Raw genomic sequence first — 15,679 nt, 5'->3', positions numbered from 1 at the left:
TTATCACCGCCAGTCCTCGCCGGACAGCTTCTGACTTCATCCTAGCCAAACCGGGACCACACCGCTTGATGCATATCAACAAGGGTTGATATGACTCTTGATCGGCTCATGCCTGGCGCAGCAGAGACTCGGTGATTGGCACGAAAGCACTGGCGGCACGAACCAGGGAGTCAGCGGTAAGGCGCTCCACCCCCACGACAACCACCGGAATATCATGCCGCTGGCGAATCCGCTCCACCAGCAGGTCGAAATCCCCATCGCCCGAGACCAGTACCACACGATCCACCAGCGGGGCCGTCTCGATTGCGTCCAGGGCGATGCCAACGTCCCAGTCGCCCTTGGCAGACCCGTCGCTCCGCTGAATGAAAGGCTTCAGCTTCACGCTGAAACCGATGCTCCGCAGGATGTTCTGGAATTGCTGCTGCCTGGGGTCCCCTCGTTCGACGGCATAGGCATTGGCCACCACGACCTGACGGCCCGCGGCAAAGCGCGCCCAGAACGCGTGATAGTCGAAGTGTCGGCCAAAGGCCTGGCGAGTCGTGTAATAGACGTTCTGCACATCGACGAAAATGGCGACACGCTCCATGGGTCTGCTCCTCGGACCAGAAAGGATCAGCGTGACACACTTCCCGCCTCGCTGCCCCCCCTGGCAACCCGCACCTTGTCGAAGGGCACCCGCATCAGCAGGGAATAGAGCACCGGAACGATACACAGCGTAATGACCGATGCCGCCAGCAGCCCGAAGATGATGGTGATCGCCATCGGCTCCCAGAGCAGGCCACCCCCCAGCCACAGTGGCAGCAAGCCGCCACAAGTGGTGATCGTCGACATCACGACTGGCCTCAGCCGACGCCGGCCCGCCTCGAGTATGGCCTGTTGAGGAGTCAGGCCAGTCTGTATCTCAAGGTCGATACGGTCTATCAGTACGATGGTGTTGTTGATCACGATGCCGGCCAACGACACCACGCCGAGAAAGGTCATGATGCCGAAGTGCGAACCGGTAATGATCAAGCCGAAGATCGCACCGATCAGCGACAATGGAATCGTCGTCAGTACGATCAGAGGGCGACGCAGGGAATTGAACTGCACCACCAGCAGCAGCAGGATCACCATTGCCCCGATGGGCATGTTATCCACTATGGAGCGTATGGCGATCGATGAGGACTCCACCTCACCGCCGAATTCAAAGAAATAGCCCTCGGGCCACTCCTGCCGACGCTCCTCCAGCCAGGGTCGCAGTTCTTCGGCCATGGCAGCGGCCGTGACCCCTCCGGCGAGCTCGGATTCTACCGAAATCGTCCGATGCCGGTCGCGGCGAAGGATACGTGCCGGCCCCCAGTCCAATGCGACATCGGCAACCTGGGCCAAGGGCACACCCTGTCCTCCACCGGCCGGCATGATAACGACGCCCTCCAATTCGTCCAGGGTGCGCCGCTCGCCCCCTTCCTGGCGCAGCTGGATGGCAACCAGCGTATCGCCATCACGGAACGTTCCAACCGTAAACCCCGACAGGGCGGTCTGCAGGCTCAGCGCCACGTCCTGCTCGGTCACACCCGCCCGCAGGGCCCGGGCGGGGTCCACGTCAATGCGTAGCCGCTTGATCCACTCGCCCCAGTCGTCACGCACGCTGCGGGTACCGGCAAGCGAAGCCGTCCGCTCTCGAACGTCGGCTGCAATGTCGCGTAACCGGTCCTCATCGTCGCCAGATATGCGCACCGACAGGGGCACGGTCACCGGTGGTCCGAAGCTGGTTGCTTCCACGCTGGCATTGAGGTCGGGGAAATGGGCCGATAGCCACTCATCGAGGCGCTCGATTACGCCATTGGCTGCCTGCCAACGATTGGTCTGCAACAGCAGGAAAGCATACTCGGGGCTAGGCGGCTCAGGGGCATGGTTGATGATATAGCGCTCGCCTCCGAAGCCAATGAAACTGCCCCAGTGAGTCACGCCATCAACGTCCCATTCGTCGCCTTCCCCACGCTCGGCGGCCAGTTCGTCACGCAGGAAAGTCTCGATGGCCTCGACGGTCTCTCGGGTTCTCTCGATGGGGGCGGAATAGGGCAATCGCAGCTCCACCGTCACGATGGTGCGCTCGGCCTGGGGAAAGAAAATCTTGGGTAACTGGCCGAAACCGATATAGGCAACCCCCAGGAGAGCCCCTCCTGCCAACAGCGTCAGACCACGGTGATGCAGCAGTGCCAGCAGCATGCCTCGATAGCGGGCATGGATGGCGGCATTCAGCCGCTCACGACGACTCGGTCCGGGCCGACCGGCTCCGCCACCCTCACCCTCGCCATTGTTGATGGCATGGCCATCCACCACGCGCTCACCGTCGTCCTCATGATCGCCGTTCGGTGCCGGGCGGCGGTTCTTGATGAATGCCACGCAGAGCAACGGAATCATCGTCAACGACAACAGCCAGGACGCCAGCAAGGTGATGGTAACGACCTGGAACAGGGAGCGGGTGTATTCACCCACGTCCGAGACAGCCAGAAACTGGGGCAGAAAGGCAGCCGCCGTGGTCAGCGAGGCCGTCAAAAGCGGAAAGCGCAGCTGTCTTGCCGAACCCAGGGCCGCCTCGCGCACGGTCTTGCCCTCTCGAGCCGAGACCTGAATGGACTCCACCATGACGATGGCGTTGTCCACCAGCATGCCCAGCGCAATGATCAAGGCACCCAGTGATACCTGATGCAATCCGATGTCGAACAACCCCATGAAAGCCAGGCAAGTCATGATCGACATGGGTACCAGACTGGCCACGATCAGCCCGGTGCGCAGCCCCAGGAACAGCAGCATGACCACGCAAACCAGGACCACCGCCTGCAGCAGGTTGATCAGGAACTCGTTGATACGCTCGTCGACGCGCGCCGGCTGGTCCGCCAGCACCTCGAACTCCAGGCCCACCGGCAGTCGCTGCTGCAGATGTCGGATGGCTCCCTGGACCTGCTCGCCCAGGTCGAGGATATTCCCCCCCTCCCGCATGGAGATACCCAATGCCAGCCCCTGAACACCACTGGCGTGGTAGCGAGTCATCGGCGGATCGGCGTAGCCGTGGCGCACCTCGAGAAGGGAGCCCAGTGGAATCAGTGCTCCATCGGGGAGTGGCACCAGTGCATTGCGGATGTCGTCGATATGCTCGAAGTTTCCGCTGGGCTCCACGGCCAGCCGCTCATCCTCGGTGCGAATCGCGCCACCCGGCAGGATGATGTTACGGGCCGCCAGCAGTTGCGCCAAACCCTGGGGCGAGACACCCAGTTCGGCGAGCCGGGCCTCGTTGTAGTCGAGGAATATCTGCTCCTCGGCATAGCCATGGATACTCACCTTGGCCACGTCACCAAGCATCAGCAGGCGGTCTCGCACGTCATCCGCCACCTCCTTGAGTTCGGCCTGATCATAGCCCTCCCCGGTCAGGGAAAGCATGATCCCGAAGACATCGCCGAATTCGTCATTGATGATCGGGGCCCTGGCCTCGTCAGGCAGCTCCTGGCGGTTGTCGTCGATCTTGCGTCGGAGCTTGTCCCAACCGGCCTGCACGTCATGCACGTCAGAGCGCAGCTCGACGCGAATGATGGAGACGCCCGAGCGGGAGGTGCTTTCCACATAGTCCAGCTCCGGCATTTCCATGATGGCGGTTTCCAACGGGTCCGTGACCAGCTGTTCGACTCGCTCAGGGGTGGCGCCAGGTAAATACGTCACCACCTGGGCCACTCGCACCGTAACCGCCGGATCCTCGGCACGGGAGATGCCGATATAACTGATGACGGCTCCCAGCAGGACAACCAGAAGGCCGGCGATGGTAACCCGGTCATAGCGCAACGCGGCTTCCGTCAGCGTCACTGCGAAGCCTCCCCATGGGTTTCGAGCAGACGAACCGCCTGGCCATCCTGCAGCCGACTCATGCCCGCGACCACCAGTGCCATGCCCGGTTCGAGCCCTTCACGAATCTCGAGCTCTTCTCCGCGGCGGTCTCCCAACTCGATATCAATTCGCCGGATTCTTGCCTCGCGGCCATTCGCATCCGCCTCGTCTTCCCGGGGTTCGGCAACATAGACGAACGTACTGCGTCCGTCGCGCTGAACCGCTGCCATGGGCACCCAGATCCCGCCTTCGACAGCCTGTGCCCGGGGCAGCACCAGCTCCGCTGCCATACCCGGGCGCAGCATGGCTTGCCAGGGCTCGTCGAAAGCGCCCAGCGACACTCGCAGTGGCCAGGTGGCCTGGCGCGCATCCACCGGCAAGCCGATCTCACGCACTCGGCCTTCGAGCCTCAGATCGTGAAGCGGAAGATGCACGGTGATGGGGTCGCCCTGCTCCACCCCCCCCAACATGTCCTCGGAAAGCGAAGCGCGCACCTCCATGCCCTCGCCACAGGCCAGCACCAGCGCTGGCTGCCCCGCTGACAGGTTCTCGCCACTTTCCACCAGGCGCTGGGCGACCCGACACTCACCGGGCGACTCGAGATGGGCGAAACCCACCTGACGCTCGGCCAGGGCCAAGGCATCGGCGGCGCTGTTGCGCTGGGCTCGTGCCGCCTCTACCTGCGCCCGTGCACCATCGAGGTCACGCGCGGGGATACTCCCGGCCTCGTACAGCCTCCTTGCACGCTGCCACTCCGCTTCGGCATTGACCGCCGCCGCGTTGGCACCCGCCAGTCCCGCCCTGGCCCGGTCCCGCTGGAGGGCCAGGTCGGTATCATCGAGGCTCGCCAGCCGCTGTCCCGACTCCACGGCATCGCCGATGCTGACATGCAGATCTGCCAGGCGCCCCGCCACCCGAAAGCTCAGACGACGGTTGGCACTTGCCTCCAGCCGGCCGGGAATGCGGCGCTCGGCGTCACGGCCAACCTCTTCGAGCAGCAGGGTACGGACAGGTCGCAAGGGTTCTTTGGCGTCCGTTTCCGTTTCACACCCGGCGAGCCACAACATGACCATGACCAACGGCAGACATCGAAACCGCATCGTCCTGACTCCCGCCCGCCGCCGCCACTGGCCTGGCGCCGGCCATCCGAGGCTCCTGGGGCTGCTCATGGTGAAGGATCCTTGGTAGCGCCGCGGGATGGCCCGGTCATCTCGACATGGCCCAACAGCTGATTGCGATCCGCCTCATCCAGCGGCCCCGGGGTCATCCCCAGGCTGCGCTGCAGGTGCACCAGTGCCTTGAGGTACTGCCACCGCGCCTCGCTCTTGGCCAGGGCCGACTGTCGCGCCATGGTCCGCGCATCCAGGAGGGCGACCTGCTCCAGGCTACCTTCACGCCAGGCGACCTCCGCCAGCGACAGGGCCTCCTCGGCGTGATCGCGGGCCTCTCCGCGCAGTGTGATACGCCGCCATGCCGCCAGCAGCTCCACGCTGGCCGCACGCAGCCGCGTTTCCAGTCCCTGGCGGGTGTCGGCATCCTGCAGCGTCGTCTGTTCCAGACGGGCCGCGCTGGTGTCACGCTCGATACTGCGGCGCCCGCCGGCATATAGCGGCAGCCGCGCCGAAATACCGACACTCCACTCATCACGCCCAGTCTCGGGAAAACGAATGCCCTGATCTTCCAGAAAACCGACGCCCTCCTGAACCAGGGGGCTATCCGCTTCCCAGGGAGCGCGCTCCCCCTCGCCATCGCGAGTGATTTCCGAGGTGTAGCGAGCCTCGAGCCCCACTTCCGGCAACCAGAAGGCGCGGCGCCGGGATTCCAGCTCGCGAGCTGTCGCGCTGCGCATTTCAGCCAATGCCCGTAACTCACGCGATTCGGACAACGCCGAAGCCACTAGGGAGGCCTGCCATCGCTCCAGGCTATCGCGACTTTCCATGGCGATCGTGAAGCGTGGGTCGCCTCCCAGCCATTCCGAACTCTCCGTGTCCGGAGCCAGGGGCGAGAGAGGCGCGGTGGCATCACGGCCCAGCTGACGATTGAGCGCAAGCCGTAACTGCTCGTGATCGGCAACGGCCTGTTCCAGCCGTTCCCTTGCCTGGGCGAGCTCGGCCTCGAAGCGCGACAGCTCACCACGTCCCACCGCTCCTGCATCCAGCCCACGACTGGCCTGATCTCGCTGTGCGCGGGCCAGCTCAAGATCGTTCTCCAGCACGTGCCGACGGTCCCGTAGCCGCAGCAGGTCCAGAAAATCGCTGGCGACCCGCAGCGCCAGGTCCAGGGTCTCCACTTCCATTTCGGCACGGCGCGCACGGTCCAGGCTCACGGCGATGGCCGATGCCGCCAAGGCGGGTTCGGAAAAGATCAACTGTTCGAGCACCGCCCCACCCGTGACCTGGCGTTCCGGCGACTGACCCAGTGCAGAACGGGCACGATTTCCATCGATGACTCTACCAGTGGCTTCCAGATACAGGTTGGGCCGCCAGCGTGACGCGGCCATGTCCCGTTCGAAGGCATCCACCTCCACCGACTGACGTGCGACTGCCAGGCTCAGGTTATCGGCGAGCGCCAGCGCCACGGCCTGCTGCAGCGACACCGCTGCATCGGGATCAAGTGGGGTCGGCTCCGCAATCAATCTGGACTGGCTGAGCAGCTCAAAGGAGGGTGCCCAGCCCAGGCGGGAGGCGGTGTCCAGATTTAGCCAGGTTCGGCCCAGCTCGGGCCGATCGGAAAGCGGCTCGGGTGTGCGCCCTGCGGCCAGATCATCAAGCCGCAGGGCCAGGCGGCGATGGAAAGCCGGAGCATCCAGCGCCCCGGGCACCGAGAGCAGGGCGCCACGCACCACCTGCTCGGCATCGGTCAGGGCCAGGGTGGCCACACCGGCCTCTGTGAGGCGCGCGAACAATTCACGCTGCGAATCGGCGGCATGAAGCGGCAGGGCCAGTAGCAGGACAGCATCGAGATGCTCGAAATCGGAGGGGGAAGGCAACTCGCCGGGCAATACACCAAGCGTCGACAGGTGAACACCGCGACGTTCTGCCCGCTCGGCAAGCAGTGTCCTGGCCCGCGCAGCCTGTTCCCGAGGACCCAGTACGGCAACATGCTCGGCGTCATGAAGCAGGCTGAAGGCAAAGGGATCACGGCTTTCGGCCAGCGGCCGGGTCAACCCATCGGCGTCGTCGAGGCCCTCTAGCCGGACGCCTTGACCCGCTGCGACGGAACGCAATTGCGGGACAGGTCGCCCGGCCCGCATTCGCTCGAGTTCCTGTTGCAATTCGGCAACTGCGGCTTCGCCACCGGGCAAGAGTCGGGCATCGATCGTCAGGCTAGCGGAAAAGGCGATCAGCGGAGTGAACCCCGTGGCCAACAGCAAGGCGATGAACAGGCGCCTCCATGCGGTGATGCTCATGTTTGTCTGCCCGAAGTCGGTACGATGGACGGATGCGGAAGAGTGTAAACGACTGTTTGAAAATTGCCAGTGTGACCACAGGGGCCTCCCTGTCACGGGCTCAATCCAGGCCGGCATCTCGGCCCATCCACCGCACTACCACTCCTCGCTCGTCTCACGCAAGGCCGCCAACTCCGCCTTGGCCTCGCGCAGGCAGGTACGGAGTTCGTCTCCCAGCGCGGCCCCACTGCCCACCGCGATCATGCCTGGCGCGACAGCACCGCGGCGGCGAGCCACGCCATCGCTCTCATGCAGCGCCCTCAATCTCGTCAGCAGCCAGTCCAGCCAACTGCCGGGACGACCGGCCAGCTCACGCAACCGGTGCAGCTCGGCTACCGGCTCTCCGCGAGGATCGAGCAGTTCACGCCAATCATGCCCCGGCAGGCACGCATGCTCGGTGACTTCACGCAGCAGCGCCTCCAGCGCCAGCTCTGTCAGGGCCAGCGCGCCCTCCTCCGCAGCCATGCGCCGGGCCTCGGCATGCTCATCCTCCTCCGGAGCCATGTCCAGCAGCAGCTCGGCCTGATAGAACAGCTGATTGGTCCGGGCTCTTGGGGTCACTTTCGCTTGTCCTCTACCTGCCACCTGCCGTTTTCATAGATCGCCTTCCAACCGGTCGCTTTACCCTCTTCATCCGTCATCACGAACTGCTCCCTGGTCTTGCGCGAGAAGCGGATCTGCGCCGGCCGGCCATCCGGGTCCTCGGCAGGGGCATCGAGCAGGTAGTGATACTTCTCCGGAAGAGCATCGCCATGGGCCTTCAGCTCACGGACCAGCGGCGGGCGTGTCTCCCGGTTCTTGGGGAACTTGCTCGCTGCCAGGAACAGGCCACTGGCGCCGTCTCTCAGCACGTAGTGGTCGTCCACCTTCTGGCAGGCCAGCTCCGGCATGGGAATGGGGTCCATCTTGGGCGGGGCCACCTCACCGCTCCTGAGCAGCTTGCGGGTATTCTTGCAGTCGCTGTTGGTACAGCCGAAATACTTGCCGAAGCGGCCGGACTTGAGCTGCATCTCGCTGCCGCACTTGTCGCACTCGATGATCGGCCCGTCATAGCCTTTGATGCGGAACTTGCCCGTCTCGATCTCGTAGCCGTCACAATCGGGGCTGTTGCCGCAGATATGCAGCTTGCGTGACTCGTCGATGAGATAGCTGTCCATGGCGGTACCGCATCTGGGACAGCGATGCTTGGCACGAAGCGCCTCCGTCTCGGCCGCCTCGTCGGCGTCGGCGGCTACCGCTTCTTCCCCAGGCAACAGGTCTATCGTGGTCTTGCAGCGCTCCTTTGGCGGCAGGTTGTAGCCGCTGCAGCCCAGGAATACCCCGGTGGAGGCAGTGCGTATCTGCATCTTGCGTCCGCAGGTAGGGCAGTCGATATCGGTGGGCACGGGCTGATTGGGCCGCATCCCGTCCTCGCTCTGGGCGGCCTCCAGCTCCTGCTTGAATTCGTCATAGAAGGCATCGAGCAGTTCCTGCCAGTTACGCTCCCCCTCGGCCACCTCGTCGAGGCCATCCTCCATGCGCGCGGTGAAGGAGAAGTCCATCAGGTCCGGGAACGACTCCTTGAGCCGCTCGGTGACGATGTCACCCAGTTTCTCGGCATAGAAACGCCGGTTCTCCAGCTTGACGTAACCGCGGTCCTGGATCGTGGAGATGATCGAGGCATAGGTCGAGGGCCTGCCGATGCCGCGCTTCTCCAGTTCCTTGACCAGGCTCGCTTCGGTATAGCGTGCCGGCGGCTTGGTGAAGTGCTGCTGCGGATCCAGCTCTTCGAGGACCATGGGCGTACCCTCGGGAAGGTCCGGCAATGCCTGGTCCTCGTGCTTGCCGGCCGGCTTCATGACCCGGGTGTACCCGTCGAACTTGAGTACACGACCCTTGGCCCGGAGCTCATAGCCATCGGCCTCCACGGTCAAGGTGCTGGAGAGATACTCGGCCGGGGTCATCTGGCAGGCCACGAATTGACGCCAGATCAATTCGTACAGCCGTTCGGCATCACGCTCCATGCCTGCCAGGTCGCCCGCCTTGCGCTGCACCTCGGAGGGGCGAATCGCCTCGTGGGCTTCCTGGGCACCCTCCTTGCTGGAGTAGCGATTGGGCGCCTCCGGCAGATAACGACTGCCGAATTCGCTGTCTATATAGCCGCGCACGCCCTCGACCGCGTCCTTGGACAGATTGGTCGAGTCGGTACGCATGTAGGTGATGTAGCCGGCTTCATAGAGACGCTGGGCCAGTGTCATGGTCTTCTTCACCGAGAAACCGAGCCGGCCGCTGGCTGCCTGCTGCAGGGTCGAGGTAATGAACGGCGCATTCGGCTTCGACCGGGTCGGCTTGTCCTCCCGCGAGGTGATCGCGAGAGTCGACTTTCTCAGCGCAGCGATACGCTCCAGCGTCTCGGCTTCCGAGGTGGGGCGGAACGCCTTGCCATCCTGCCGAGCCAACTCGAACCGGACCGGCTCGCCGTCACTCGATACCAGATTGGCGTGTACGTCCCAGAACTCCTCCGGGACGAAGGCGCGGATCTCTCGCTCACGCTCGACGATCAGCCTCACGGCTACCGACTGCACCCGGCCGGCACTGAGGCCCCGGGCGACCTTGGCCCACAGCAGCGGCGAGAGCATGAAGCCCACCACCCGATCCAGGAAGCGACGCGCCTGCTGTGCCTCGACCCGCGGAATATTGAGGCTGCCAGGTTCGGTGAAGGCTTCCTGGATGGCATTCTTGGTGATCTCGTTGAAGACCACGCGCTTGTAGCGGCCATCCTCTCCACCGATGGTTTCCTTGAGATGCCAGGCAATGGCTTCCCCTTCTCGGTCGAGGTCGGTCGCGAGATAGACGGCGTCGGCCTTTTCCGCCAGCTTCTGCAACTCCGCCACCACCTTCTCTTTTCCGGGGAGGATTTCGTAATGCGCTTTCCAACCATGCTCAGGATCGATACCCATGCGCCGTATCAGTTGATCCTTGGCCTTGTGCTGCTTGTACTCGGCCTTTTCCTCCGGCGACATCTTTCGGGTAGCCGCAGCCTGGCGCGCGCGCTCCTTGGGATCGGAGGCCGTCTTGCCCGAGCCGCTGGTCGGCAGGTCACGGATATGACCCACGCTCGACTTCACGATGAACTCGTTGCCGAGATACTTGTTGATCGTCTTGGCCTTGGCCGGCGACTCGACGATGACCAATGACTTGCCCATAGTGCTCCACTTTCTGCACGGCGAAGACCCAGTGGCCCCCACCTGACGATTCCGGCCCGCCTGTCCTCGGCGGACGATACTCGCGGGGTGAAAAATCCGCTTACCCTAACCCAGCCACCACCTTTGCGCCAGTCGCCACCGGAACGGCACCGGCTGGCCGGCACTTTGAAGCTAGCACCCAACGGGGATCGATGCCGTTCGATGGCGACACCTGGCGCCAGCCTGGCCCAATAAAGCCTGTGCCCCCGCCGACAGGATCGGAAGGGGCACAAGGTACCGCAGTCGCCTAGCGCTTGCGCGGTTTGCGCACCGCCTTGGTCTTGGGCGCAGCAGCGCCCTGCTGGTCGACACCGTCGGCATCGTCAGTTGTCGGGCGGGACGCCTTGCCGGCCGGCTGAGCGTCCTCGGCCGGTTGCACCTCGGTTGTCGATGTAGCCGGCTTTTTCCCGGGCCGGGCGGTCGCTTTCGCCAATGCCTTCCCGGATGGCTTCGGCTTGGCTTTCGACGCCTTGACCGGGCTGGCCACTGGATCGTCCAGCAACTTCTCGACTTCTCCCGTGGCCGCTGTCCTGGCCTTGGCTTCGCTCTCGACGTCGGCATGCAGCTCGGCCAGGGCTTCGCGCCGGCTCTCGGGATCGACCCTGTCGAGCGCCTGCTCGAAGAGCGCCTGAATGCGCTCCTGGCGAGCCCGGGATTGATCATTCAGCTCGCCACTCGCAGCCAGAACGTGGTCGATATGCTCAAGAGACGTGCGTATCATCTCCGCCTTCTCGTTAACCAACAGGTCGGGGATTGCCTCCAGAGCGGCCTCGCGATCGAGCTTGAGAATGAAGAACTGCTCACGCACCAGATGCTTGAAATCCTTCAGGCTGCTACCGGGCTCGAGTTCTGCACGGGAGGCACGCAGGCGCTTGAAGTTTCGTTCATCCGTCGTGGGCGAACCGCCCAGCACGTATATCACCGAACGCATGACGGCCTCATGGATGCCGCCTTCGGCGACACGGTGACGCAGCTCATCCTTGCGGCGTTCGATGAAGCGGCGATGTTCCGGTTCACTGCCGGGGCGGCGACGGTGTACATGGGCATTACCGCCCAGCCCCACCATAGTCTGCAACAATGGCTGACCATAGAAGTCCAGGAACAGCCGCTCGGTGGTCCGGTCGCGCAGCTCACGCCAGCTGTCCAACCCGCTGGTGATCTGCTTGGAAACGATCGCCTCGACTGACCGGAAAAGATTGTCGTCACTCACCGAGTGACGATCCTGGCGTACCCAGTCGGCCACCACGGGCAGCGGCACGGAAAGCGGATTCCGGTCCGACAGCAGCTTGTAGCCCAAACGAATGGGATGCATGCGACGCATCAGACGAGAGGCCTCGGGAGTCATCACCGCCTGGATCCAGGGCTGCACGAACAAGCGATACAGGCCCATATTGATCTCCGACATCCGGGCCACGGTGGCGAAACGCGTATCGTCCTCCTCCATATGCTTGATGACATCCCGGTTCATGCCCTCGATGGAGCGCGCCTTGAACTCGAGCAGGTAATCCCGCTCGATCAACTCCGAATCGCTTCGATCGGCCGCAGCCGACACGGTTGTTTCATAGAGCCCGGGGGGCAATACATCGATGTAATCGATGTTGGCGGTAAACTCAGTGTGTTCCTTGCGCGAGACGCTGCCCGAGACGAAGATCCCCAGGTGTCCGGTGGTATCATGAACGCAATAGACGATGGTCTGATCGCTGGCGATGATATCGTCCACGTCTTCGTAAAGGTCTCTTACCCAGCCCAGCGCCTGGGGCGGAGGGGTAATGTCGTCCCCCTGGGAACAGAACACCACGATGGGCGAGCGGATGTTGCGCAGGTCGATGCGCCGGCCGTCGGAAGTGACCAGTTGAGCGGTCGAGAGCCGGTTGCCAATGAAGAGGTTGTCGACGATATACTGGATCTCCTCGCCACCCAGCACCACATGACCGCCCCACCAACGCTCGAAGCTCAGGTAACGCTCGGCTTCGGAGTCGATACTGGAAAACAGGCGATACTGCTTGCCCCACCAGGTATTGGCCGGGTTGAGGCGTTCGAAGTTCTGCACCAGCAAGGCACCGTCGAACACCCCGCTGCCGAGGTCGCTGGCCAGCATGGTCATCCAGCTTCCCCCGGACATGCCGCCGGTATAGCGCATCGGCGCGCGGCCCCGCTCACCGGCCCAGTAGGAGAGCGGCGCCCCGGCGATCAGAATCGGCCCGAACAGGTCGGGCTCGAGCGATGCCGCCATCATGATCTGCCATCCGGCCTGGCAATTGCCCACCACCATGGGCCTCTCCGAGGTTTCCGGGTGACGCTCGATGATTCGGCGCAGGAAGGCGATTTCCGCCTCCACCACGTCCTCGACCGTCTGGCCCGGTTCCGGATAGGGCAGGAACCCGATGAAGTAGCAGGGGTGGCCGGCACGCAGGGCGACGCCGATCTCGCTGTCGGGCTTGAAACCGCCGATACCGGGGCCGTGGCCCGCCCGCGGATCCACTACCACGAAAGGTCGGGTCTGCAGATCGACTTCGACACCCTCGGGAGGCTGAATCCGCATCAGTTCGTAATTCACCGGTCGCGGCAGCTCACGGCCATCCATGACCACGTCGGCATCGAAACCCAGCACATTGGGCTTGGTCTTCTCGATGTGTTCGAGATACTGATTGCCGCGCTCACGCATCACGTCCATGTACAGCACGCTACGTTCAACGGCATCACGCCAGTAGTCGAAGGCGGCACGGCCGAAACCGAAAGGATCCAGAAAGGTCAGCGCCTGTTCAGGCGGTGTCGGCATCAGTGAGTTCATGCTTGGCTCCATTGTTCGCTGGCCCCGAGCGCATCGGCACCAGGAGGGAGAGTGATTGCTGCGCTGCAACAATCATGATACGCCCTACACCGGGCTTGCGCAGCCGTTTTTGTCGATTTTTTGTTACAATACCGACCGCGCCGACGGTCGACCGCCTCGTCGTTCCGCCGAACCCTAAGCGTCATTCCACTCTGTCAAGGCACGCCTTTCACGTCGACTCGCCTCCGCGCCATCGCGCCCCCAGACCAGCAACCTGGCCATCGACTCGCCGAAATCGCTGGATTGATCGAGGCGTACCCCGGGCCCTCCGCCAAGACGTCCCCGGGGGGTGTGCAACAGGCGAAGACGGGCCTGACCGGGGCGTCCGGGACCATGGCCCATATGGCCGACCCGTGGGCGACGCAGTCGTTCCCCCGCCACCAGTCTCAACTGCTCGACGGAGAGATCGAGCCCGGTCAGCGCCTCGGCCAGGCCTTCCCGGCCTGTCAAGCCAGGGCGCATGGCGTCAAAACCCAGCCGGTTGCCCTCCAGGGTGAAACTCATCGTCGCAAGCCCCACCAGCCCCATTGCCCGGGCCCCCTGTATGGCCAGTCGCCCAAGGTAGACGCGCTGTTCAGGTGTCAGACGATCACTTGGCGCCATCGCAGTGGTCTCATCGAGGATCTCATGCTCGATCAGTGCCAGTGCCTGGCCCTTCCTGTCGACCAGAACCGGCAAAAGCAGCCGTGCCGCATCCCGTCCGGCCTGGCTGAGCGGTACTCCCGCCTCGCGTAGCAGCTGGCGGCTGGCCTGGTTATCGTGCATGGCCGCCATCAGTGCCTCCCGCTGGCCGATGAAGACGAGCCCTGCCTGTCGACTTGCCTGAGCCAGTCCCAGTTGCTCCGCCGGCCCAGCCTCGCCCGGATGCAGCACGTCACAGCCAAGCCGGCGCGCGCGTGCCACCAGCGCATTCCCGGTTTCGCCGGCACTGTCACACCAGGCCAGCCCCAGTTCGGTACAAGCCTGTCCGGCCCGAAGCGCCGCGAGACCCGTGCCGGCTACCATGATACGGCGCCAGTCCCGCGGCTTTTCTCTCAATGACCCTTCGCGCTGCATTCAGGACATTCCTCGTTGACAGCGGGGGCAGGCATGGCCGGCCCCCGCTGGCGGTGATAGCATGAAGGTCAGTTCCTCAACGGGCACTGCGCCCTTCAGCGGATTCGCCGATGACCATGCCAAGGCTGCTGAACCGCCTGACCTTCCGCCAACTGCAGGTCTTTCAGGCCGTCCATCGCCAGCAATCGTATTCGCGAGCCGCCGAGCAGCTTGGCCTGACCCAGCCGGCCGTCAGTGCACAGGTTCGCCAATTGGAGCAGGCGCTGGGACAGCCGCTGTTCAAGTACACCGGCAAGACACTGCATGCACTACCGGCTGCGGACGCCCTGGCGGTCTCGACCCAGGCCATCTTCGGCCAGGTATCGCGGCTGCAGATGACGCTATCGGACATGGACGGCACCATCTCCGGTGAGCTCAACCTGGCGGCGGTCTCCACGGCCCAGTACGTGGTCCCGCATCTGATCGCCCGCTTTCGCGCGCATTACCCCAATGTGCAGGTGTGCCTGCGGGTGTGTAACCGAAGCCAGGCACTGGAGCGGCTGGCCGCCAGGCGAGACGACCTCGTGATCATGGCCATGGTGCCTGAAGACGACGACGATCTGGTGTTCATGCCAATCCTGGACAACGAATTGATTCCCGTGGTCTGGCCAGGACACCCGCTACTGGAGGCTACCGGCCCAACCCTGGAAGACCTTGCCCAGCACTACTTGCTGATGCGGGAACCGGGTTCAGGTGTCCGCACCGCCTTCGAGCAACTGGCCGCCGAGCAGGATGTCGCGCTTTCCCATACCATGGAACTGGGGACCAACGAAGCCATCAAGCAGGGCGTCATGGCCCACCTGGGGGTCGCCATCCTGCCACGTCTTGCCGTGAAGCTGGAGCTGGGCATGGGCTTGCTGGCCGAACTGGCGCTGCCCGGCTTTCCACTGCGTCGTTCCTGGTGCACGGTCTATCCACGCGATCGTTTTCCCACCCCGGTGACCGAGCTCTTCCTGCGCTTCGTCCGCGAACGGCTTGGGGAATTCGAGACTCACTTCAAGGCACCGCTCCAGCCGATGCCCGATCATGGCGTGGTGTGCCTGCCGATCCACACCCCGTGACATCCTGCCCTGTCGCAACCGGACTGGAGAATGTGGCGGCCTTTGCATACGCCTGTCACCCCGGGGGGCTCATATGATAGATTACCGCCTACGCCTAACGTAACAATCCTGACGTCAGTCTGGTCTCGTGCCGCCAACGACGCTCGCCTCTCGAGCCGCCTGC

General features: G+C 63.9%; 9 protein-coding genes. 1 reads left to right on the top strand and 8 read right to left on the bottom strand.

The window, feature by feature from the left end:
* Positions 1-106: 106 nt before the first annotated feature.
* The 8 genes from C1H69_RS04420 to C1H69_RS04385 all read right to left on the bottom strand — a co-directional run bounded on the left by C1H69_RS04420 (position 107) and on the right by C1H69_RS04385 (position 14,416).
* Entirely contained in the window at positions 107-586 is a 480-nt protein-coding gene (locus C1H69_RS04420; protein WP_102652197.1) for a LabA-like NYN domain-containing protein, read from the bottom strand.
* A 26-nt stretch (positions 587-612) separates the two neighbouring features.
* A complete protein-coding gene (locus C1H69_RS04415) occupies positions 613-3,837 on the bottom strand; it encodes an efflux RND transporter permease subunit (protein ID WP_102652196.1) in 3,225 nt (1,074 codons plus the stop codon).
* Positions 3,834-4,958, bottom strand: coding sequence for an efflux RND transporter periplasmic adaptor subunit (locus C1H69_RS04410; protein WP_165789416.1), 1,125 nt, complete (start codon positions 4,956-4,958; stop codon positions 3,834-3,836). The genes C1H69_RS04415 and C1H69_RS04410 overlap by 4 nt, the downstream gene beginning before the upstream one ends.
* A 65-nt stretch (positions 4,959-5,023) precedes the next feature.
* Complete coding sequence (locus C1H69_RS04405; protein WP_165789415.1) at positions 5,024-7,267, bottom strand: TolC family protein; 2,244 nt, start codon at positions 7,265-7,267, stop codon at positions 5,024-5,026.
* 135 nt (positions 7,268-7,402) lie between these two features.
* Positions 7,403-7,867 carry a DUF6586 family protein gene (locus C1H69_RS04400; protein WP_102652193.1) on the bottom strand — a complete coding sequence of 155 codons (465 nt, stop codon included), beginning with the start codon at positions 7,865-7,867 and terminating at the stop codon, positions 7,403-7,405.
* Positions 7,864-10,491 (bottom strand): type I DNA topoisomerase, encoded by a 2,628-nt coding sequence (gene topA, locus C1H69_RS04395; RefSeq protein ID WP_102652192.1) that lies wholly within the window; start codon positions 10,489-10,491, stop codon positions 7,864-7,866. Before topA ends, C1H69_RS04400 begins: the two co-directional genes overlap by 4 nt.
* A 286-nt stretch (positions 10,492-10,777) precedes the next feature.
* On the bottom strand, positions 10,778-13,321 hold the full coding sequence (locus C1H69_RS04390) for a DUF3141 domain-containing protein (protein WP_102652191.1): 2,544 nt from the start codon (positions 13,319-13,321) through the stop codon (positions 10,778-10,780).
* Between the two features lie 174 nt (positions 13,322-13,495).
* Positions 13,496-14,416: an ATP-binding protein gene (locus C1H69_RS04385; RefSeq protein ID WP_102652190.1), complete on the bottom strand. Its 921-nt coding sequence runs from the start codon at positions 14,414-14,416 to the stop codon at positions 13,496-13,498.
* Positions 14,417-14,526: 110 nt separating this feature from the next.
* Here C1H69_RS04385 and C1H69_RS04380 point away from each other — a divergent pair, with 110 nt between their 5' ends.
* Positions 14,527-15,516 (top strand): LysR family transcriptional regulator, encoded by a 990-nt coding sequence (locus C1H69_RS04380; protein ID WP_102652189.1) that lies wholly within the window; start codon positions 14,527-14,529, stop codon positions 15,514-15,516.
* Positions 15,517-15,679: the final 163 nt, after the last annotated feature.

It is taken from the genome of Billgrantia endophytica (assembly GCF_002879615.1).
Classification (GTDB): domain Bacteria; phylum Pseudomonadota; class Gammaproteobacteria; order Pseudomonadales; family Halomonadaceae; genus Halomonas; species Halomonas endophytica.
This window is presented reverse-complemented; position numbering and strand designations above follow the sequence as displayed.

Excerpts from the sequence above, each read along its gene's own strand:
- C1H69_RS04420 (WP_102652197.1), bottom strand. The coding sequence starts at position 586 with ATGGAGCGTGTCGCCATTTTCGTCGATGTGCAGAACGTCTATTACACG.
- C1H69_RS04410 (WP_165789416.1), bottom strand. The coding sequence starts at position 4,958 with ATGCGGTTTCGATGTCTGCCGTTGGTCATGGTCATGTTGTGGCTCGCC.
- C1H69_RS04405 (WP_165789415.1), bottom strand. The coding sequence starts at position 7,267 with ATGAGCATCACCGCATGGAGGCGCCTGTTCATCGCCTTGCTGTTGGCC.
- topA (WP_102652192.1), bottom strand. The coding sequence starts at position 10,491 with ATGGGCAAGTCATTGGTCATCGTCGAGTCGCCGGCCAAGGCCAAGACG.
- C1H69_RS04390 (WP_102652191.1), bottom strand. The coding sequence starts at position 13,321 with ATGAACTCACTGATGCCGACACCGCCTGAACAGGCGCTGACCTTTCTG.
- C1H69_RS04385 (WP_102652190.1), bottom strand. The coding sequence starts at position 14,416 with ATGCAGCGCGAAGGGTCATTGAGAGAAAAGCCGCGGGACTGGCGCCGT.
- C1H69_RS04380 (WP_102652189.1), top strand. The coding sequence starts at position 14,527 with ATGACCATGCCAAGGCTGCTGAACCGCCTGACCTTCCGCCAACTGCAG.